The following is a 19,878-nucleotide window of genomic DNA, read 5'->3' as shown; positions in this document are numbered from 1 at the left end:
ATAATGAGAAAGTGCTGATGGCTGACTTTATCGCAGTGATTCGACGGGCCGTGGACGGCCTGTCGAACAATACGCCGGAGATGCGAGTTCGGGTCTATGAAAAGGCCCGTTCTGCCGTTGTACGGCAGCTCGAGAACATGTCGCCGCGTCCGCCGGAGCATATGCTGCAGCGGCAGTTGGAGAAACTCGACGCCGCCATCCGGGAAGTTGAAGCTGAACACGCCGAGGCCTTGCCGGCGCTCGACGAGGTTGCGGTGCCGGCTTTCGAACCGGAAGCTGTACAGGCGCCAGAGCCGCAAGCTGCTCCCGAGCCGCAGCCGGTCTGGGCCGAGCCGGCGCGCGATCCTGAGCCGCTGTCTGCTGACCCGGTTTCTTCCGCATACGCGTCTCCTGAGCTGGAACAGACGGTTCCTGAGGCCGCGGTCGAGCATGATCATGTGGCCGTCGAGCACACAGAATATCGCGAGCCCGAGGCACCGGCTGTCACCGGCGACGACTGGGCCGATGCCCATATGAACGAGCCCGCGCCGGCATCGGCGCCGGAGGTTCATGCATCCGAGGCCGAAGTCGTGGCAGACGAACCGCTGCCCGCTGCCGAGCCCGCTCCGTCGGTCTGGTCCGATCCCGATTATGGCTTGACGGGCGGCGAGACCGATTACGCGAATATGTATGATGCCAAGGTCTTCGGCGATGCGGAAGCGCGCGACGCGGCACCGGCTGCCGACTCTCGGCTTGAGGCAGCCTTCTCGGCCGCCGAAGAACGCCGCATCGAGGCGAGTCCGGTCCCGCCGGCGGAGCCCGCCTTTACCGGCTGGGCCAATGCCCCCGAGCCGGAATTCGCCGCAGACCGACCCGATTCCCCGGCCTGGGGCGAGGTTGCGGATCGTGACCAGGCGGCGGAGACTGCCGATAGTCTTATCGAACCTGCCGATTTTGCCGCCCCAGCGGACGAAGCCCGGCCCGCCGTTTCCGATGCCGTGGACGACTGGCTTCAGAGCCGCGCCAGCGATCCGACGCCGGCCATCCCGGCTGCCAGCTGGGATATGCCGGTTGGCATCAATCCAGCGGCAAACAGGGTTCCGGAGCTTCCGCAGATCGAGCCGGCCCCGGTTGCGCTTTCCCATACCCCGACCGATGAATTCCAGGCCTATCAGGAACCCGTCCACGTCGAAGTCGACCAGGATTTTCCGGTGCCGGCAGGTCTCAGCCTGGAACAGAGCCAGCCAGAGCCGTTTGAAACTGTCGCTGCCGCGCCCGCGGTCGCTCAGGCTGCGGCGGCCCTCGATCCGGATGATTTCAGCCAGTGGTTCCGCGACAATGCAGAGGTTCAGGCGACCCCGGTAACGGCGGGAACCGTTGCCAATGAATTGCCGGCGACGCCCGACTGGGATGCGCATCTGCAGAGCTTCTCGCCCGATGCCAAGGGCGCGACGATCGATCAGGACAATGATATCGGCCGGATGATGGGGGGCTATGATCAGCCTGCCTATCGCCTGGAACCGAAAAAGCGCCGCAACCTCGCCCCGGTCATTCTCGGGGTGGTGGGCCTGCTGGTCATTGCCGGTGTCGGCTATGCCGGCTGGACCTGGCGCGACGATATCGGCAGCATGGTCGCGAACCTGACCGGCGCGCCGGAAAAGGCGACTGAGGGAGAAACGACGCCGGCGGCAACAAGTCCGGCTGCAACGGATACGGCGCCTGCAGCGACAGCGCCAGCCACGGCCACGCCGACAGCAACGGCTACGGCGCCCACGGCGCCCGAAGACGGTACCGCTACGGGGCAGAAGTTCACCCAGCGGCTGCGCGCCGATGGCTCTGAGATCGATGAGGGCGCCGGCGCCGCTCCAGCCGGCACCGCTGAAGAGGGACGTTCCGTCTCCGCCCAGACCGTCGCCTCGACCATCGAACCTACCGATGCGCCGGCCTCGTCAACTCCGACAGCCGGCACCGCGGCACCCACCAATGCCGCATCGTCTGCGGCCCCGGTTGCCGGTGGCGAGAAGCTTTTCCTCTATGAAGAGCGTCTCGGTCAGGCCACCCCGGTTGCCGTACCCGGATCGATCACCTGGTCGGCCGTGCGGGAAACCGGCCCAGACGGCAAGCCCGACCCGCAGATCCAGGGCAAGCTCAACGTGCCCGAGCGCGGCATCTCGGCGCTCGTCACGATCAAGCGCAACACCGACAATTCGCTGCCGGCGAGCCACATCATCGAAGTGGTCTTCTCGGTGCCGGCCGATTTCGAAGGCGGTGCCATCGACAACCTGCAGCGCATCGCGATGAAACGGACCGAGCAGGATCGCGGCGATCCGCTGGTGGCTGTCACAGCCAAGGTCACCGACGACACCTATCTGGTTGCGCTCAACGACTTTGCCGATGTGATCAAGCGCAATATGGAACTGCTCTCGACTCGCGGCTGGATCGACATCCCGGTTACCTACCGCAATGGTCGCCGGGCGCTCCTCACCTTCGACAAGGGTACCCAAGGCGCCAAGGTCTTCGAGCAGGTGATGCGCGAATGGGCAGCGCTTGCGCCGCCCGCAGCAGCGAACTGAGTGATCGGTTCCAGAATTCTCAAAATCCGCCGAGAGACATTTCGGCGGATTTTTTGTTTGGACGGGGGCTGAGATGCCCCGGCCCGAGGCGACAAGACCGCGTCCTGCTCGCGCTCGATTTCCGGGCCTGAGGCTGGCTAAAGGAGAGAGCCGATGACATCGATTGCCGGAGATATGCGCGAACGTCCGGCGGATCATCCGGCTCCAGATCCGGCCATTGCCTTCGTCTCCGTCGAAAAGCGGTTCGGGCGGAGCGGCGCCTCCGTGCAGGCGCTGGACGGACTGAGCCTCGCCGTGCCCAAGGGTGCGGTTTACGGTCTGCTTGGGCCGAATGGTGCCGGCAAGAGTACGCTGCTCAGGATCCTTGCGGGACTTTTAACGCCGGATCGGGGTGAGGTGCGGATCTTCGGGGAGGCGGCAGGCGCTGCCAATCGCCGCCGTCTCGGCATGCTGATCGAAACGCCGAGCTTCTATCCTTTCCTCAGTGCCCGTGAGCATCTGCAGATGCTCGCCCGTTTTACGAACACGTTGCCGCTCGTCGAACGGATCCTGCGGCGTGTCGGTCTGGAAAAGGCGGCAGACAAGGCTGTTTCCGGCTTTTCTCTTGGTATGAAGCAACGTCTCGGCATTGGTTGCGCGCTGATAGGGCAGCCGGAGGCTATCATCCTCGATGAGCCGACCAATGGGCTCGATCCGGACGGGATTCTCGAAATGCGTGCGCTGATCGGTGAGCTTGCCCATCGCGACGGCCTGACTGTGCTCCTATCCAGCCATCTCCTGGACGAAGTACAACGGGTCTGCGACCGCGTGGCGATCCTGCAGCATGGGCGGCTGGTGGCAGAAGGTGCCGTCGCCGACCTTCTGGACCGGGACGGGCGCTTCTGGATCTCGGTGGACACGCCCGATGTGCTGCTCCAACGGCTTGACGCACAGGCGGAGGCGGGCGATGGCGGCATTTACGTGCGGATCGACAGAGAGCGGGTGCCCGATCTGATCGCGTCGCTAGCGGCTGCAGGCATGCGCATCCATGAGGCGAAATGGGTGAAGCCGGATCTCGAAACCGTCTTCCTGTCGCAGACGCGGGAGACCGGCCGATGAGAGCGCTGTTGTCCAGTGAGATGCTGAAGCTTCGCCGCCAGCCCTCGACCCTCTTCTGGGGTTTCCTGGCCGTGCCGATCGTGGCGCTGGTGTTCAAGCTAATCATCGAGGGGCTGCTGTTTGTCCGCATGGGGCGGCAAGCCAGCGGAGATATCGACCTTTTCCTCTCGGCCGCCAAGAGCCTCAGCCTGTCCGGTAACTCGATCGGCCAACTGATCTATGCCATCGGCATCGGTTCGGTGTTCTTTCTCGATTATTGCCAGGCGACGTGGCGGCTTCTGGTCCCGCGGCACGGTCGGGCGTCGTTGTTTACGGCGAAGTTCCTGACCTGCACGGCGTGGCTTGCACTCGGGTTGCTGCTGGCGGCATTCGGCGACATGGCGCTCAATCTCGCCTTCTCTCTTGTCAAAGATCAGGGCGCTGGTGCTGTTGTGCTGTCCGGCAATTCCTTCCTGACGCTGGTTGCCGCTTTTCTCTGTGCTCTTCTGGAACTGACGGTACTCGCCGCTTTCGTGGCAGCGCTCGTCGTCGTCTTCCGCTCGATGATCGCTGCCGTGATCCCGGCGTTCTTGCTGGCAATCGGATCGACGGTCCTGCAACTCTATCTCGGGGCGGATGCCGACCGGCTGCCGCTCCCCAGTTATGCGGCCGGGTGGTTGCGGGATTGGATCCTTGCCGGTGCGTCGCCGATGGCGGGCGTGACCGGGCTCCTGATCCTCGTCGGCTGGAGTGTCATCCTGTTTGCGCTGGGGCTCTTTCTCTTTTCGCGTCAGCAACTGGCGACGGAATAGGCGCGAAGGTGTTCGGGAAACGAAAAACCGCCCGATCTCTCGGGCGGTTTCAGACTGTGTAGCAAAGCGTATCAAGTGCGTTATGCCTCGACGACCCTCAGCGCCTTGGCCCGTTCCAGCGCGTCCTTCTGAACGGCTTCCTGGACCTTCTCAAACGCACGCACCTCGATCTGGCGCACACGTTCGCGGCTGATGTCGAACTCGGCAGAGAGCTCTTCCAGCGTGACCGGATCTTCGGCAAGGCGGCGGGCCTGGAAGATGCGGCGTTCGCGCTCGTTGAGGACGCTCATCGCCCGCTGCAGCATGCGGCGGCGGGTTTCAAGCTCGTCCTGCTCGATGAGCACGGCTTCCTGGCTTTCGTGGTCGTCGACCAGCCAATCCTGCCACTGACCGCTTTCGCCCTCGGCAGCACGCAAGGGCGCGTTCAGCGATGCGTCGCCGGAGAGGCGGCGGTTCATCGAAATGACCTCCTCCTCCGAGACGTTCAGCTTGGTTGCGATCTCGGCCACCTGATCAGGCTTCAGGTCGCCTTCCTCGATCGCCTGGATCTTGCCCTTGAGGCGACGCAGGTTGAAGAACAGGCGTTTCTGGTTGGCGGTCGTTCCCATCTTCACCAGCGACCAAGAGCGCAGGATGTATTCCTGGATCGAAGCCTTGATCCACCACATGGCATAGGTCGCCAGGCGGAAGCCGCGTTCCGGGTCGAATTTCTTGACGGCCTGCATCAGGCCGACATTGCCCTCCGAAACGACTTCGCCGATCGGCAGGCCGTAGCCGCGATAACCCATGGCAATCTTCGCCACGAGGCGCAGATGGCTCGTCACCATGCGGTGGGCAGCGTCGCGGTCGCCGTGTTCGGCATAGCGCTTGGCCAGCATGTATTCTTCCTGGGGTTCCAGCATGGGGAACTTGCGGATCTCGTCCAGGTAGCGATTGAGGCCGGCTTCACCGGCCGTGATGGAAGGCAGACTGTTGCGGGCCATATAGCACCCCTCTTTCTTCGTGGACTCCCTGAAACCGGCGAGTCCCATCTCCGTGGATCTCTCTATCCCACAGAAATCCGTATGACAGATAAGTATGGCAAAACGGCGATACAAGATTTGCGTTCCCTCACGAGAGCGTGACGGAGTGTTCGATATTCGGGATAATCGAAAGCCACCAAACGCCGTCGTCTGATGACCTCACGGTGGCAGTTGCGGTCTGCTATAGCAGCGACATTTGTTTCTGTCTTTCAGAGGTGCCTCATGGCCATGTCGTCCTATTCCCGAGGGCTGGTTGCCGTCACGACCGCGACGGTTGCGCTATCGACGGCGGGGTTGATGACGCGGCTGGTGTCGATCGATGGGCCGACGCTGCTCTTCCTGCGGGGGGTGATCGCTGGTCTGTTTCTGTTTGTCTGCCTCCTCGTCACTGCCCGCGGTCGGGTTGTGGCGGAGTTTGTCCGGCTCGGCTGGTCCGGACTGCTCATCGGTGCGACTTCGTCGGCCTGTGCCGTCCTGTTCATCGGCGCGCTTTACACAACTTCAGTGGCGCATGTGGCGATCATCTTTGCTACCTGCCCGTTTCTCGCGGCGGGGCTGGGCTTCCTGCTGCTCGGCGAGCGGCCGGGACGCGTGGCATTGATTGCGAGCGGTGTTGCGATGGTCGGCGTTGCGATCATGATCGGCAGCGGCGAGGAGGGCGCGCTTCTCGGCGATCTGCTTGCCTTTGCCATGACCGGCATGGTGGCGTTGTGGACGGTGCTCATTCGCCGGCATCCGGACAAACCCGCGCTGCCCTGTACGGTCGTATCCTGCTTCCTGAGTGCGGCGGTCGCTCTGCCCTTTGCGACGCCGTTTGCGGCCTCTGCCCATGACCTTTCCGTGGTGCTCGGCTTTGGCGTTTTCGCCTTTTCGCTCGGCTTCCTGCTGCTGACCATCGGGGCCCGCGATGTGCCGCCGGTGGAATCGGCGCTGATCGGCGCGCTCGATGCGCCGCTTGCGCCTTTCTGGGTCTGGCTGGTGGTTGGCGATCTGCCGGCTCCGGCCACCTTGATCGGCGGCGTGGTCGTTCTTGCCGCCGTCACCGGTCATGTGCTGATGGCGAACCGTGCCCCGGTCCCACAGGTCGCGCTGCCGTTTGACCGCTGAATGGCCAAGGACTGCCTCAGATCGCCTTCAGCGCGTCGATCACCTTTTGCAGGTCGGCCGGGATCGGCGCTTCGAAGCGCATGGTCTTGCCGGTCGTCGGATGCTCGAAGGCCAGCAGGTAGGCATGAAGCGCCTGGCGGTGGAACTTGTTGACGGCGCGCTTGGCGTCTTCGGGCAGGAGATTGGCCTTGGTCTTGAACGCTGCCCCGTATTCCTGGTCGCCGACCAGCGGGTTGCCGATATGGGCCATATGGACGCGAATCTGGTGGGTGCGGCCGGTTTCCAGGCGGCACTCGACCAGCGAGGCGAGGCAGGTGGCGTCAGGCTTTTCGCCGTAGCGCTCCAGCACAGTGTAATGGGTGATCGCCTCGCGGGCGTCGTCGGTGTCCTCACGTTTTACGGTGCGCTTGGTACGGTCGGCGCCGGAGCGGCCAAGGGCCGCGTCGATCGTGCCGGCAAGCGTGCGCGGGCGACCCCAGACTACGGCGCGGTAAGCGCGCTCCAGCGGGCCGGTGCGGCCATGGTCGGCAAACTGGTCTGCGAGGTGCCGGTGGGCGATGTCGTTCTTGGCGACGACCATGACGCCTGATGTGTCCTTGTCGAGCCGGTGGACAATGCCCGGGCGCTTGACGCCTCCGATGCCGGACAAGCTGTCGCCGCAGTGATAGATCAGCGCGTTGACGAGCGTGCCATGCCAGTTGCCCGCACCCGGATGGACAACGAGGCCTGGCGGCTTGGCGATGACAATCAGGTCTTTGTCCTCGTAGAGCACGTCGAGCGGGATGTTCTCGCCCTTCGGCTGCGGGTCCTCCGGCGCCGGCAGGTCGATAATGACGCTGTCGCCGGTCTTGATCTTGCGGTTGGGCGAATCCAGCAGCACGCCGTTGACGTGAACTGCCCCTTGTTCGATCAGTGCCTTCACACGATTGCGGGAAAACTCCGCTCCGAGCGCTGCCGTAAGCCAGGCGTCGATCCGACCTGCGGCATCCGCGTCGGCAATCAGCTCTTTTCTTGCAGCAGTGCTTTCGGTAAAGGGGGCGGTCATCGTGTCATCCCGTCTTTCTTCGACCGACGGTGCGGCCCGGTTTTCCTGCCATGTGGCACAGACCGGCGCTTTCGACAATCGATTGCCGGATGATTTCGCTCCCGGTGTCCCGCGAGGGACACTGCGGATACGACCGTAAAGCTTTTTAAGGACCGACCGCGACCATGACCCATCTCGACGACGAACAGGACGAAAAGCCGCTAGATCCCGCGATGGAAAACGTGCGCCGCAAGATGATCAAGCTGCAGCTGGTCTCCGGCGGCATCATGGCGGTGCTGTTCCTCGCGGTGCTGGTGGCCATCGGCTACAAGCTGACGCGGGATGACGGGCGCTCCGTGCCAGCCACTGCGACCGTAGCACAGCCCTTTGCCGTTCCCTCAGGCCAGCCTCTGTCGCTGACGGCCGATCTGCCGGCCGGCTTCCGGGTTCTCTCGACCTCGCTCTCTGGCAGCCAGATGCTGATCCTCGGCGAGGCTGGAGGTGTCAAGAAGACCCTCGTCTATGATCTGACCCTCGGCCGCATCATCGCCGACGTCACGCTGTCGGAAAAGTAACTCTCCATGGCCGGCGGGACCCCGATCGAGATCACCGATCCCGCCGATCCGCGGATTGCCGAATTCACCGCAATCCGCGAGCGAGATCTGACCGGACGCCAGGGGCAGTTTATCGCCGAGGGCACGGTGGTGCTGTCGATGCTGGCGAAGGCGCATGCGGCGGGCGGTGATATCATCGCGGAAAAGCTGCTGATCCTCAAGAACCGGCTCGCCGGGCTTTCCGAACTGCTTGAGCGCTTTCCCGCCGACATCCCTGTTTACGTCGCGGAAGCGGCGGTCCTCGATGCCATTGCCGGTTTTCACCTTCATCGCGGGGTGCTGGCGCTTGGACGGCGCTTGCCGCCGCCTGATATGGCAGAGCGAATTGCCGCGCTGCCAGACGACGCGCTGGTGCTGGTCGGCTGCGGCATTTCCAACCACGACAACATCGGCTCGCTGTTTCGCAACGCCGCTGGCTTCACCGCCGATGCGGTATTGCTCGACGAGACCTGCTGCGATCCGCTTTATCGCAAGGCGCTCCGTGTCTCCGTCGGTTCCGTGTTGACCATGCCCTATGGGCGGCAGGGATCTGCGGAGGAACTGCTGGGCGTATTGGCGTCTGCGGGATTTGAAATCTGGGCGCTGTCGCCGGCGGGCAAGGTCGAGATCGGTGGAATCGCGCCGGGGCGTCGCGTGGCGCTGGTCATGGGAACGGAAGGCGAGGGGCTGCCGGAGGTGATCCTCAACCGCTTCCGCTCGGCCCGGATCGCACAGGCACCGGGACTGGACAGCCTCAATGTCGGGACGGCAAGCGGGATCGCGCTATACGCGATTGCGCGTGCCATGGGGCGGCTTGGCTAATTCAGCGACTATTCTGCCGGGGAGGGCTGGCTGGCCGTTCTGCCGACAGAGTGATCCAGCGCCATCACGCGATCGACAAGGCTGCGCGGGGCATTCGGGGCGCGCGCCGGCTGAGCGATCAGGTCGCCCAGCGGACTTGCGCCTTCGCTGGAGCCTTCGCGCATGGAGGTCAGCAGGATCATCTTGGCGGCGATGTCGCCCAATTCTTCGCGCAGCTCATCGTCTTCGGCGGAGGAGGTTGCCTTCAGCAGCCGCTCGGTCAGGGCCGTCTGGCGATGGCGGATATCGCTTTCGAGAAGGTCCGGGCTGAGGCGCGGAGCGGGCGTCGGATCGTCGGGCATGGTGTCCTCCGTCATGTCGGGCAGAGGCAGGCCCGCCTGCTTGAGGCTGCGCTGGGCCGTTCTGAGTTGCGCATTGGCGGTCTTCAGCTTCGCCTTGAGGTCTGCCAGTTCACGCTGCCGGCGCTCCAGAGCGGAGCCGGTATCGGCCCGGTCGGCGGCGTCGCGAGCGAGGCTGTCTTCAAGCCTCAGCACCTTGTGCTCTTCTTGTGCCAAGCGGATTTCGGCGTCCTTGGCGCGTTTGACGAGCAGCTTGTTCTCGCGGCGCAGGTCCTCGCGTTCATCGCGCATGAACTGGATACGCGTCTTCAGCGTGTCGATTTCGGTGTCGCGGCTCATGGCTTCGATGCGCATGTGATCGATGTCGCTCACCAGCCGGCCGATCCGATGTGCGCGGTCTTCGAGCTCGACATCCTTGGCGGCGGTCGCGATTTCGACCCGTCGCAGCGTTTCGCGGACGGTCGCGACGTCGAGGTCAGCGCGGCGGAGGCCGGAGCGCAAATCGGCGGCTTCCGTGCTCATTTCGTTGATCTGGGTGTGCAGATCCTGGTTTTCGGCGACCAGGCGACCAGCCTCCGCTGCAAGCGTCTCGTTCTGCAGCCGAAGCGCGATTGCCTTTTCGCGCTCACGGGTGAGCTCGTGCTGGGTCTTGGCGTTTTCAGCGGCGTAGAGCGCGCGCACCATGTCCTTCTGGGCACGGATTTCCTGAGGGCTCAGCGGCATCGTCGCCTTCAGACGGTTCTCCGTATAATGGACGACGCGGCGATGGATCGCGGGCGCCAGCAGCATCGCCAGGAGCGCCGCGGCCATAAATCCCATTCCGAACAGTAGGGTATATTCAATCACGGCAGGGCCACAGCGTTTGCATGAGCGTTAGGACATATTTAATCATGGTGGCCTCCTCCCGGCAAGGTTGCCTGCCGGGGGAGCACCGGAATCTCGCACTATGCCTAACGACAGAGCAGAACCAACTTGCGTGAGCCTGAGTTCCCTGGAGTGCGATATCAGAAGGGGTTCCAGGTGGGGGTGCGTGTCAGCTTCAGATAGCCGACATTGACACCGAGGCGGGCGCCGACGCCGGTGCGGATCGGAACCAGCACGACGTCGCGGCTCTTCAGCACCGTCATGCCGACGCCCGCAACGATATAGGCCGAGCCGCTGACGCCGCCATAGCGGGCATAAAGCGTGTCGACATTCGGCAGGTCGTAGACCAGCATCATGGCACGGGTACCATTGCCGCCGTAGTCGATGCCGAGCGAGGGGCCCTGCCAGAACACGTCGTGCTGGCCGACATTCTTCGTATAGAGCGTGCCTTCGCCATAGGTGAGACCGGCGATCAGGGCGCCGGAGCCTTCCTGGCCGAGGATGTAACCATTGGGCAGGCCATACTGCTCGAAGGCCTGTTCGATGACCTTGGCAAGGGCGCCACTGGTCTCGCCGAAGAAGCCGTGCCCGGCGTCGACCACTTCCTGGATCGTGTATTCGCCTGCCGCCTGAACGGGACGGGGGGCTGCAGCCAGTCCGGACAGGACAAACATGCCGAGGAGGAAGAGCCGCGCGGCGGGGAAAGAGCGGATTGTCAGGTGACGCATGGAGCCTCCTAGATGTGAAGTCGATGGATTCGGCTTCTCCGATGGGGGTAATTAAACCTAGCGAGCATCATCTTAATAATCGGTTTACCAAATATGGTGTCATTATGGCCGACACGGAATCCGGTGATGCTGCAGCCCCATGTTCCTGCTCGACCGCTGCGCAACCGACGACACTCTTCTGGAGACGACCATGGCGAAAAACCCCAATCTCACGCTCGCGGGTCCCGATCTCGCGGCCCTCTTGTGCAGCCGCGTCTGCCATGACGTGATCTCGCCGGTTGGTGCGATCAACAACGGTCTGGAGCTGCTCGACGAGGGCGGCGCCGATGCCGATGCGATGGACCTGATCCGGACCAGCGCGCTCAATGCCTCGGTGCGCCTCAAGTTTGCCCGCCTCGCCTTCGGTGCCTCCGGCTCGGTCGGCGCGTCGATCGATACCGGCGAGGCTGAAAAGGCGGCGAAGGATTTCGCGGCTGCGGAAAAGAAGACGGAGATCACCTGGAACGGTCCGCGCGCGATCATCGCCAAGAACCGCGTTAAGCTGCTGCTCAACCTCTTCCTCGTCGCCTATGGCGCGATCCCGCGCGGCGGCTCGCTCGACATCACTCTGGAAAATCCGGAAACCGATGCGAAGTTCAAGATCGTCGCCAAGGGGCGCATGCTGCGCGTGCCGCCCAAGTACCAGGAAATCCTGTCCGGCCACCTGGAAGAGGCAGTCGATGCCCATACGATCCAGCCATATTACACGGTCCTCCTCGCGGATGAGGCCGGCATGGAGCTGAAATGCCTGCCGAGCGAAGGCGAGATCGCTTTCACCGCGGAGGTCGTCTGATCGATGTCCCGTTTCGGGACCGGTGCCGTCCCCAAGCGGTAACGGTTCCTTAGGCGCTGTGGCATAAGGTGCCTCAGCAAGACTATTTGCCCGTCAACGGGAGAGGAAACGGCCATGAAGCGCCTCATGATTGCAGACGGCTCGGACGTGGTTCGCAAAGTGGGCCGCAAGATTCTTGCGGAACTCGGCTTCCAGGTTGCGGATGTGTCGACCGGTCGGGAGGCGCTTGTGCTTTGCGAGCGCGAATTGCCCCATTTCCTGATCGTCGATGCAGCCATGGACGATGCGCTGGATCTGATCACCAATGTGCGCGCTCTGCCGAACGGCAAGGACGTGCGGATCTATTACTGCGTCATCGAGGCCGAGTTGAAGGTGATGATGGCCGGCAAGCGGGCCGGCGCCAACGATTTCCTGCTGAAGCCCTTCGATCGCCAGATCCTGACGGCGACATTCGGCGACAAGGCCATGGCGGCCTGAGGGGCGGTCTCCCCGAAATTCCAAATAGGTTCATAGGCGGCACCTTCGGGTAGCCGCCTTTTTCATTGTCCGGTGTCAGTTCGGGCAGGGCGGGGTTCTTGCCCCAGATGGAACGCAAAAGGCCCGCATCGATGATGCGGGCCTTTTCGAGGCAACGAATGCGGGGAGACGGATCAGGCCGTTTCCATGTATTCCGCGCCATCCGGCTCGCGCAGCACATAGCCGCGGCCCCAGACGGTTTCGATGTAGTTGGCGCCACCGGCCGCATTTGCGAGCTTCTTGCGCAGCTTGCAGATGAAGACGTCGATGATCTTCAGTTCCGGTTCGTCCATGCCGCCATAGAGGTGGTTGAGGAACATTTCCTTGGTCAGCGTCGTGCCCTTGCGCAGCGAGAGCAGCTCGAGCATCTGGTATTCCTTGCCCGTGAGGTGGACGCGCTGGCCGCCAACTTCGACGGTCTTGGCGTCCAGGTTCACGATCAGCTCACCGGTGATGATGATCGACTGGGCGTGACCCTTGGAGCGACGGACGATCGCGTGAATGCGGGCAACGAGCTCATCCTTGTGGAAGGGCTTCGTCATATAGTCGTCGGCGCCGAAACCGAGACCGCGTACCTTGTCCTCGATGCCGGCCATGCCGGAGAGAATGAGGATCGGGGTCTTTACCTTCGACAGGCGGAGCGTGCGAAGCACCTCGTAGCCGGACATGTCGGGGAGGTTAAGGTCGAGCAGAATGATATCGTAGTCGTAGAGCTTACCGAGATCGACACCTTCTTCGCCGAGGTCGGTTGTATAGACGTTAAAGCTTTCCGATTTGAGCATCAATTCGATGCTCTGAGCGGTCGCGCTGTCGTCTTCGATGAGTAGAACCCGCATATTTATCCCCTTTACCGCCGCCGAAAGGTCGAGATGTCCCCCTACGCGATACGGATCCAGTCGTTGCCTGATTTGCAGGCTGCCACCAAATGGTTAACAAATTCTGATTCCCTCTGGCAAGGTGTATCGGATTTATTAAGCAAAGATTTCAGCCCCATGATTTTGCATGTGTTTCGGTCATCGCCACACTTGAATCTGCGCCTCAGGTTTTACCCGTAACCGATTCATTTGACTCATCATTGTCATGTGCCGTTTTCCGGCGCTGGCATTTACTGACCCTTAAGTGATCCGCCTTATCATTAACGATGCCCGTAAACGAAAGGTTACCAAGGGTAGCTTTTTGTTAACGCCGCAGACTTTTTTTGGACGGTTCGCGGTCGGCGTGTTGAGTAGCAAGTGTGGCGGGGGGTCTCGCATCACGGGAGTATTGCGTATGAAGTCGCGTGAGAGCCTGGTTCGCCTGAAAGGTTTTCAGGTTACCGAAAAGCGTCGGCAATTGCAGCAGTTGCAGTCGATGATGGCGGAGTTCGAACGGATGGCGAAAGAGCTCGAAGCTCAAATCGGCATCGAGGAGAAAAAGTCCGGCATCACGGATCCCAATCATTTCGCCTATCCCACCTTCGCCAAGGCTGCTCGCCAGCGCGCGGACAATCTTCAGGTCTCGATTCGGGAACTGAAGGTCCAGCAGGAAGCTGCAGAATTGGCATTGGAAGAGGCAGAAGCGGAATACCAGAAGGCCTCAGCGCTCGAAGAGCGTGACGGCCAGATGCGTGTTCGGGCCTGAACCGACGACGGTTTAAGCCCATTGAGACTAGGAAAAAGGCGGTCGCAGCTTTGTCTGCGCCCGCCTTCATGCGTTTATGGGGCTGGCTTTTCTGCGGGTTCAGCTCTTGCGCACGTCGTTCCAGTCGGGGTGACGGTCCATCTGCGCCTTCATGAAGGGGCAGAGCGGGATGATCTTCCAGCCGCCCTTGCGTGCTTCTGCGACTGCATGTTCGGCGAGCGCCTGGCCCGCACCCTTTCCGCGCAGCGCATCGGGGACCTGGGTATGGTCGATGATGATGAGGGTCGGGGATGCGCGGGAAAATGTCATTCCCGCCGGCTCTTCGACACCGTCGACATGGCCGAGATACCGGCCGCCGGTGCCTTTGTCCTCGCTGGTGAACTGCATCGCTTGGCCCTCCTGTTGCCGCAAACTCGGCCATCTGTTTAACATCGGGCTTCTGCTGGCGGCAATGTTGCGGCCCGTGACACAGCGTTCAGCATGGAGAGGCTTGTTGTCGATCTGGTCGAAAGCCTTGCTGCTGGTTCTTGCGCCAGCGTTTTTGGCACTTGGAGTGACATTGCCGCTGATGCGGTTCGAGAGCTTCTATGTGCTGAAGAGCGATGCGTCGCTTGCCGACATCGTCGCGGCCTTGTGGACGGGCGGGGACATGGTCCTGGCCGTGCTCGTCGGGCTAGTCTCGATCGTCTTTCCCATCGCCAAGCTGGTGCTGGTCACCGCCGAAAGCCTGCCAGAGGATCGGAAAAGTCAACCCGGCTGGATCGGGCGGGTCGTCCCACACCTGTCGCGCTGGTCGATGATGGATGTGCTGCTGGTCGCGATCGTGATCTTCGCGACCAAGACCAGCGGATTGGCGCAGGCCTTTGCCCAGCCGGGTCTCTGGTTCTATGCGGGATCGAGCCTGATGGTGGCCGTGCTACACGGATGGCCGAAGGGTGCTCGGCGGGATGTATAAAACCGGCAGGCGGGGCCGTGCCGGTTCTGTGATGGGTCTTTTTCTGAAAATCTAAAGCGCGCCGGACAGGCCGGCACAGAAGAGATTAATGGCGATACTGCTGGATGCGGGTGGTGCGCAGGCCCGGGAGACCGTGATCGTTTATGGAAGACTGCCAGGAGAGGAATTCCTCGACCGTCAGCGTGTAACGTTCGCAGGCCTCTTCGAGGCTCAACAGGCCACCGCGGACCGCTGCAACAACCTCAGCCTTGCGGCGGATCACCCAGCGGCGTGTGTTGGCCGGCGGAAGATCGGCAATCGTCAGGGGGCTGCCATCGGGGCCGATGACATATTTAACTCGTGGGCGGATCATTTCGGTCATTGGACTCTCTATACAAACTCAAGACCACACAGCCGCATACTAGGGGCGATGCTTTAAAATTTGCCTAAGCAGGTTGTAAGCATTTGATAATAATTTCTCTGTGTGGTTCTGGCGGAGATTCGCGCCATTTCCGCCTTACGCTGCGTAAACTTGCGGCAGTTGCATGGGTGTTATGCAGACAGACCGGCTACTCGGGTCGGGCCATTCATGCGATCAGAGCGCCCAGGATGCCTCGGGCCATGCACGTTTCGGCGGTCGGCATCGTTTTTCTCCCCTTGCTGACGGTAATTTACCCGCAAGATCGGCGACAGGCCCGACTGATACCTGTTCCGTATCGGAACGATTCTTTGTTCAGACACAGCCAAGTCCCGGCCGGACGTTCATCCGGTCGAAAGGAGTTCGATGTTTAGGCCGACTGAAGTGGCGCGTCGCCACGATCTGGGCGATCACGCCGACCTGATGCGCAGCGATGCCGATAGTTCTGGCGCTTTCGCGCGGGATCTCGTTGCGCTCGGCCGCTCTTACGGCTTCACCCACTGTCTTCTCGCGCGCTTTCCGAAGGCCGACAGCCCCGAATTTTCTGCCAATCTGCTGGTCGTGACCTGGCCGGACGAGTTGCGGCTGGCCTATGAGCAGGCAGAGGTGTTCGCCGGCAGTGCCCTGGTGCAGCGGTTGAAGCAGACGGTACTGCCGATCTTTTCGGTGGAAAACCTGTTCTTGAGTACTGCGGCGTCCGAAGCGCGCAATCCGATCTCGGCCCTTTTCGAGCACCATGCGCCTTCGGGCCATCTCGCCTTTGGTCTGCATGACCGTCATCAGTCGCAGTATATTCTCGTTTATTCCGGTCGCCCGACGAGACCCAACCGTGATGAACTGGCACTGATGCAGCTCTCTGCCATGGAATTGCTCGACAGCGGCGTCGAAAGCGTGGTGCCCCGGCCGGGGCCGAAGGAAAAGCTTTCGGCCCGCGAGATCGAATGTCTGCGCTGGTCGGCTGCCGGCAAGAGCAGCGACGAGATCGCCATCATTCTCGATATCTCGACGCATACCGTTGTCAGCTATCTGAAGAGTGCGATGCGCAAGCTCGAAGCGGTCAACCGCATGCAGGCGGTGGCGCGCGCCTGTCGCTATCGGCTGCTCTGAAGCATATCAGCGATCATCGTTTCCGAAAGGCGCCCCATCCCGGGCGGCTTTTTCCATTTTGACACCCCGGTCTTCACAGCAGGTAGACGCAAAGCTCCGTGCGGCCGTAACCGAACTGGTACTGGGCCGCGTTGGCGTGGCGAAGGGTCAATGTATCGCCGCTATTGAGCCAGGCGAGGGCGGTGGTGCTCGATGTTCCAGCGCTGCCGCTGTGGCTCGCGATGTCGGCACTGCCATTGCGGCTGACATGGAGCGTATGGGCTGCATCGTCTGCGGTCGCGGTGAGTGCCAGCAGGTAATAGCCGGAGGCCGGGACAATCAGGCGGCGCCCATATTCGGAGGAGAGGGCTGCGCCGAGTGCCATGTCGCCGCCGGCCAGATGCAGGGTATCGAAGCCGGTAAAGCTGCCGGCGGCGGGGGTGAAGGTTGCGGATGACAGGGCTGCGCGGGCAAGCGGCCGCTGGTCATGGTGGACATAGCCTTCCGGCGAGATTGCGATTGCCTGCCGCCAGCCCGTGGCATCGCCATACATCTTGAAGGAGAAGCGGTCCTCGCCGGCGAGACCCATTTCGGTGCGGGCCTGCCAGTTGGACTGGAAGATGAGGCTGGCCGTTTCGCCGGTCGCCGCCTTGTTGATGCTCATCCGGTGGCTGCCGCCGGCGTGATTGAACAGGCTGCCGGGCGACTGGACCAGGAGACGGTTATAGGCGTCGGGCGTGCCGGATATGCCGAGCCGGTCGGCAAGAAGGTCGTCCGGCAGGGCAGGGACCTGCCATTCGCTGCCGTCAAAGATGGTGAAGGTGCCGCTGTCGCGGAAGACCGCCTGCCAGCCGGATTGTGGGGCGATAAAGGTCCAGACACCATCCTGACGCGCGGCCAGCATGCCGTCTCGTCCGGCAAAGGCGCCGGTACCCGGGCCGCCGATCCAGTGGATCTCGCCTTCGGCAGGGCTGTCCGGCGGATCGCTGCGCTCGCTGTCGATCACCAGCTGGACGACAGCATCCAGTCTCTGCAGGGCTTCGTTGTGGGTGACGTGCTTTTGCGCCTGAGCGGGCAGGATGTAAGGCAGGTCCAGTCGGGTCGTGGTGTCGGACATCGGTCTCTCCTCTTGGTGGCCCGGCTGCGGATTGCAGCTGCGGGCGATGGAGGAGAAGTATGCGGCCCTGTCACGGGTGGGGGATGAAATGCACTACGCCCCTTTGATTACAAAGGAAAAACCTTGAAACTCATCCCCGCTTTTGCGGGTCTGCCCAGGCAATAAAGTTGGGATTGGCAAAGGGCGCATCGTCCTGTTCGCGCTTGCCATAGGTGAGCGGCGCGCCATTGGTCGTGGCGGTGATGCCGCCTGCTGCCCGCAAAACGGCATCGCCGGCGGCGGTGTCCCATTCCATGGTGCGGCCGAAGCGCGGATAGACATCGGCATTGCCTTCCGCCAGCAGGCAGAATTTCAGCGACGAGCCCACGGCACGCCTTTCGGGGATGCTGGCCTCCTCGATGAAGGCGATGGTCGCTTCGCTGTTGTGCGAGCGGCTGATCAGGGCGCAAGGGGCGGGCGGACGCAGACGCGTGCGGATTGGGCGGCGTTCGGTGACCTCAAAGTCAGCCCCGACAGCCAGGCGTTCCGCCTTACCTTCGGCGCCCAGATAGGCGGTGCCGAGGGCGGGGGCATAGACGACGCCGGCAATCGGCTCGCCGTTTTCGACGAGTGCAATATTTACGGTGAAATCGTCATGGCCGCCGATGAATTCCCGCGTGCCATCGAGCGGATCGACCAGAATGAAACGACCAGCGGAAATGTCGGGGAGCCGTCCCGCCGCCGCTTCTTCCTCGGCGACGACGGGAATCTCGGGCAGATTCCGTTCAAGGGCTGCGAGAATGATGCGCTCCGCCGCCTCGTCTGCCTCCGTCACCGGCGTCCGGTCACCCTTCAGGCGGACATCGGGACCGGCCCTGTAGATATCGAGAATGACGGGTCCGACGGAAAGGGCTGTCTGTTCAAACAGCTTCAAGATTTCCGTCATCGGCGGCATGGGGCTCTCCTGTGGGCATTTTTGCTCAGTTTCAGAAAGCCGATGTAGAGCGAGGGGCTTGGCTTGTGAAGCCTCGATGCATCCTTGTCCTCGTGCTGCGTCCTTCTTGCTGCACTGCGTTCAAACCTGTGTTCCATGTCTCAAACAGCATAGTTTTTGTCCTGATCGCGCTTGCTCTTTGTGACGCCTATGCGAATGTGACGCGACATTTGCAGAGGTTGTTCGATGCGTTATTCCGCCCTTTCGATCTTCCGCCAGGCGCTTTCCGGCAACCGGAACTGGGCGCCGATGTGGCGCGAGCCGCAGCCGAAGCCGCATTATGACGTGGTTATCGTCGGGGGCGGGGGGCATGGCCTTTCCACTGCCTATTACCTCGCCAAGGAATTCGGCATCACCAATGTCGCTGTCATCGAGAAAGGCTATCTCGGCGGTGGGAATGTCGGGCGCAATACCACGATCATCCGCTCCAACTACATGCTCGAGGGCAACGAGCCGTTCTACGAGCTGTCGATGAAGCTGTGGGAAGGGTTGGAGCAGGACTTCAACTACAATGCCATGGTCTCCCAGCGTGGCATCGTCAATCTCTTCCATACCGACGGTCAGCGCGACGCCTATGCGCGGCGCGGCAATGCGATGATGATGCATGGGGTGGCTGCCGAACTGCTCGACCGCGAGCAGGTCAAGGCGATGATGCCTTATCTTAATTTCAATCATGCGCGCTTCCCGATCCTCGGCGGCCTCTTGCAACGGCGCGGCGGCACGGCCCGCCATGACGCGGTGGCCTGGGGCTATGGACGCGGCGCCGACGAGCGCGGCGTGGATCTCATCCAGCATTGCGAAGTGACCGGCATCCGCCGCGACGAGCTTGGCCAGGTGACCGGCGTCGAGACGACCAAAGGCTTCATCGGCTGCAACAAGCTGGCGCTCGCGACCGCCGGGCACACCTCGGTCACCGGCAAGATGGCGGGGCTTGACCTTCCGATCGAGACGCATGTGCTGCAGGCTTTCGTCTCGGAAGGCATCAAGCCCGTGATCGACAATGTCATTACCTATGGCGCCGGGCACTTCTATATTTCGCAGTCCGACAAGGGCGGCTTGGTCTTCGGGGCCGATATCGACTACTATTCTTCATACGCCCAGCGCGGCAATCTGGCGACGGTCGAGCATACGATCGAGGAGGGTGTCTCGCTGATCCCCGGCCTGTCGCGCGTCCGGGTGCTGCGGTCCTGGGGTGGTGCGATGGACATGTCGATGGACGGTTCGCCGATCATCGACCGAACACCGATCGACAATCTCTATCTGAATTGCGGCTGGTGCTATGGCGGCTTCAAGGCGACGCCGGCCTCCGGCTTCTGCTTTGCCCACCTGATCGCCAAGAACGAGGCCCATCCCGTGGCCCGCCTGTTGCGCCTTGATCGTTTCGAACGCGGTTTTGCCGTCGACGAAGGCGGCAAGGGCCCTCAACCAAACCTGCATTGAGAC

At 62.3% G+C, this 19,878-nt stretch carries 21 protein-coding genes; 12 read left to right on the top strand and 9 right to left on the bottom strand.

Features of this window, described 5'->3' with window-relative positions:
- The first annotated feature begins 17 nt into the window (after positions 1–17).
- The 3 genes from ASE36_RS12520 to ASE36_RS12510 all read left to right on the top strand — a co-directional run bounded on the left by ASE36_RS12520 (position 18) and on the right by ASE36_RS12510 (position 4,441).
- A complete protein-coding gene (locus tag ASE36_RS12520; RefSeq protein WP_062279766.1) occupies positions 18–2,552 on the top strand; it encodes a hypothetical protein in 2,535 nt (844 codons plus the stop codon).
- 153 nt (positions 2,553–2,705) lie between these two features.
- Entirely contained in the window at positions 2,706–3,650 is a 945-nt protein-coding gene (locus ASE36_RS12515) for an ABC transporter ATP-binding protein (RefSeq protein ID WP_082511044.1), read from the top strand.
- Positions 3,647–4,441: a hypothetical protein gene (locus ASE36_RS12510; protein WP_062611315.1), complete on the top strand. Its 795-nt coding sequence runs from the start codon at positions 3,647–3,649 to the stop codon at positions 4,439–4,441. The genes ASE36_RS12515 and ASE36_RS12510 overlap by 4 nt, the downstream gene beginning before the upstream one ends.
- 80 nt (positions 4,442–4,521) lie before the next feature.
- Here ASE36_RS12510 and rpoH read toward each other — a convergent pair whose 3' ends face one another.
- Positions 4,522–5,424: an RNA polymerase sigma factor RpoH gene (rpoH, locus tag ASE36_RS12505; RefSeq protein WP_062279762.1), complete on the bottom strand. Its 903-nt coding sequence runs from the start codon at positions 5,422–5,424 to the stop codon at positions 4,522–4,524.
- A 261-nt stretch (positions 5,425–5,685) separates the two neighbouring features.
- Here rpoH and ASE36_RS12500 point away from each other — a divergent pair, with 261 nt between their 5' ends.
- Positions 5,686–6,570: a DMT family transporter gene (locus tag ASE36_RS12500; RefSeq protein ID WP_062279761.1), complete on the top strand. Its 885-nt coding sequence runs from the start codon at positions 5,686–5,688 to the stop codon at positions 6,568–6,570.
- Positions 6,571–6,586: 16 nt separating this feature from the next.
- On the opposite strand, the gene ASE36_RS12495 is transcribed toward ASE36_RS12500, so the two are convergent.
- On the bottom strand, positions 6,587–7,615 hold the full coding sequence (locus tag ASE36_RS12495) for an RluA family pseudouridine synthase (RefSeq protein ID WP_062281329.1): 1,029 nt from the start codon (positions 7,613–7,615) through the stop codon (positions 6,587–6,589).
- Positions 7,616–7,779: 164 nt separating this feature from the next.
- On the opposite strand from ASE36_RS12495, the gene ASE36_RS12490 reads away from it, so the two are divergent.
- Complete coding sequence (locus ASE36_RS12490; protein WP_062279759.1) at positions 7,780–8,169, top strand: hypothetical protein; 390 nt, start codon at positions 7,780–7,782, stop codon at positions 8,167–8,169.
- A 6-nt stretch (positions 8,170–8,175) separates the two neighbouring features.
- Complete coding sequence (locus tag ASE36_RS12485; RefSeq protein ID WP_062279757.1) at positions 8,176–9,009, top strand: TrmH family RNA methyltransferase; 834 nt, start codon at positions 8,176–8,178, stop codon at positions 9,007–9,009.
- An 8-nt stretch (positions 9,010–9,017) separates the two neighbouring features.
- Here ASE36_RS12485 and ASE36_RS12480 read toward each other — a convergent pair whose 3' ends face one another.
- Positions 9,018–10,157, bottom strand: a complete 1,140-nt coding sequence (locus ASE36_RS12480; RefSeq protein ID WP_062279755.1) for a hypothetical protein — start codon at positions 10,155–10,157, stop codon at positions 9,018–9,020.
- A gap of 194 nt (positions 10,158–10,351) precedes the next feature.
- The gene (locus ASE36_RS12475) at positions 10,352–10,885 is read right to left on the bottom strand and encodes a DUF1134 domain-containing protein (protein ID WP_244474763.1); all 534 of its coding nucleotides are present in this window, start codon (positions 10,883–10,885) and stop codon (positions 10,352–10,354) included.
- 244 nt (positions 10,886–11,129) lie between these two features.
- Here ASE36_RS12475 and chpT point away from each other — a divergent pair, with 244 nt between their 5' ends.
- The gene (chpT, locus tag ASE36_RS12470) at positions 11,130–11,771 is read left to right on the top strand and encodes a histidine phosphotransferase ChpT (protein WP_062281327.1); all 642 of its coding nucleotides are present in this window, start codon (positions 11,130–11,132) and stop codon (positions 11,769–11,771) included.
- 114 nt (positions 11,772–11,885) lie between these two features.
- Entirely contained in the window at positions 11,886–12,248 is a 363-nt protein-coding gene (locus ASE36_RS12465) for a response regulator (protein ID WP_062279751.1), read from the top strand.
- Positions 12,249–12,421: 173 nt separating this feature from the next.
- Here the strand turns inward: ASE36_RS12465 and ctrA are convergent, their stop codons facing one another.
- Complete coding sequence (ctrA, locus tag ASE36_RS12460; protein WP_054148338.1) at positions 12,422–13,123, bottom strand: response regulator transcription factor CtrA; 702 nt, start codon at positions 13,121–13,123, stop codon at positions 12,422–12,424.
- A gap of 433 nt (positions 13,124–13,556) precedes the next feature.
- Between ctrA and ASE36_RS12455 the strand changes: the two genes are divergently transcribed.
- Positions 13,557–13,907 carry a flagellar export protein FliJ gene (locus tag ASE36_RS12455; protein ID WP_062279749.1) on the top strand — a complete coding sequence of 117 codons (351 nt, stop codon included), beginning with the start codon at positions 13,557–13,559 and terminating at the stop codon, positions 13,905–13,907.
- Positions 13,908–14,006: 99 nt separating this feature from the next.
- Here the strand turns inward: ASE36_RS12455 and ASE36_RS12450 are convergent, their stop codons facing one another.
- Positions 14,007–14,294, bottom strand: coding sequence for a GNAT family N-acetyltransferase (locus ASE36_RS12450; protein WP_062279747.1), 288 nt, complete (start codon positions 14,292–14,294; stop codon positions 14,007–14,009).
- 106 nt (positions 14,295–14,400) lie between these two features.
- Here ASE36_RS12450 and ASE36_RS12445 point away from each other — a divergent pair, with 106 nt between their 5' ends.
- Positions 14,401–14,862, top strand: coding sequence for a paraquat-inducible protein A (locus ASE36_RS12445; protein WP_244474731.1), 462 nt, complete (start codon positions 14,401–14,403; stop codon positions 14,860–14,862).
- Positions 14,863–14,947: 85 nt separating this feature from the next.
- Here the strand turns inward: ASE36_RS12445 and ASE36_RS12440 are convergent, their stop codons facing one another.
- Entirely contained in the window at positions 14,948–15,223 is a 276-nt protein-coding gene (locus tag ASE36_RS12440; RefSeq protein ID WP_006725852.1) for a DUF1153 domain-containing protein, read from the bottom strand.
- A gap of 402 nt (positions 15,224–15,625) precedes the next feature.
- Here ASE36_RS12440 and ASE36_RS12435 point away from each other — a divergent pair, with 402 nt between their 5' ends.
- On the top strand, positions 15,626–16,366 hold the full coding sequence (locus ASE36_RS12435; RefSeq protein WP_062279745.1) for a helix-turn-helix transcriptional regulator: 741 nt from the start codon (positions 15,626–15,628) through the stop codon (positions 16,364–16,366).
- A 73-nt stretch (positions 16,367–16,439) separates the two neighbouring features.
- Here ASE36_RS12435 and ASE36_RS12430 read toward each other — a convergent pair whose 3' ends face one another.
- On the bottom strand, positions 16,440–17,462 hold the full coding sequence (locus ASE36_RS12430) for a DUF2793 domain-containing protein (RefSeq protein WP_062279743.1): 1,023 nt from the start codon (positions 17,460–17,462) through the stop codon (positions 16,440–16,442).
- Positions 17,463–17,592: 130 nt separating this feature from the next.
- Complete coding sequence (gene cysQ / locus ASE36_RS12425; RefSeq protein WP_200945177.1) at positions 17,593–18,378, bottom strand: 3'(2'),5'-bisphosphate nucleotidase CysQ; 786 nt, start codon at positions 18,376–18,378, stop codon at positions 17,593–17,595.
- A gap of 243 nt (positions 18,379–18,621) precedes the next feature.
- Here cysQ and ASE36_RS12420 point away from each other — a divergent pair, with 243 nt between their 5' ends.
- Positions 18,622–19,875 carry a sarcosine oxidase subunit beta family protein gene (locus tag ASE36_RS12420; RefSeq protein WP_062279741.1) on the top strand — a complete coding sequence of 418 codons (1,254 nt, stop codon included), beginning with the start codon at positions 18,622–18,624 and terminating at the stop codon, positions 19,873–19,875.
- Positions 19,876–19,878: the final 3 nt, after the last annotated feature.

Source organism: Rhizobium sp. Root274 (genome assembly GCF_001429245.1).
In the GTDB taxonomy this organism is placed as follows: Bacteria; Pseudomonadota; Alphaproteobacteria; order Rhizobiales; family Rhizobiaceae; genus Allorhizobium.
This window is presented reverse-complemented; position numbering and strand designations above follow the sequence as displayed.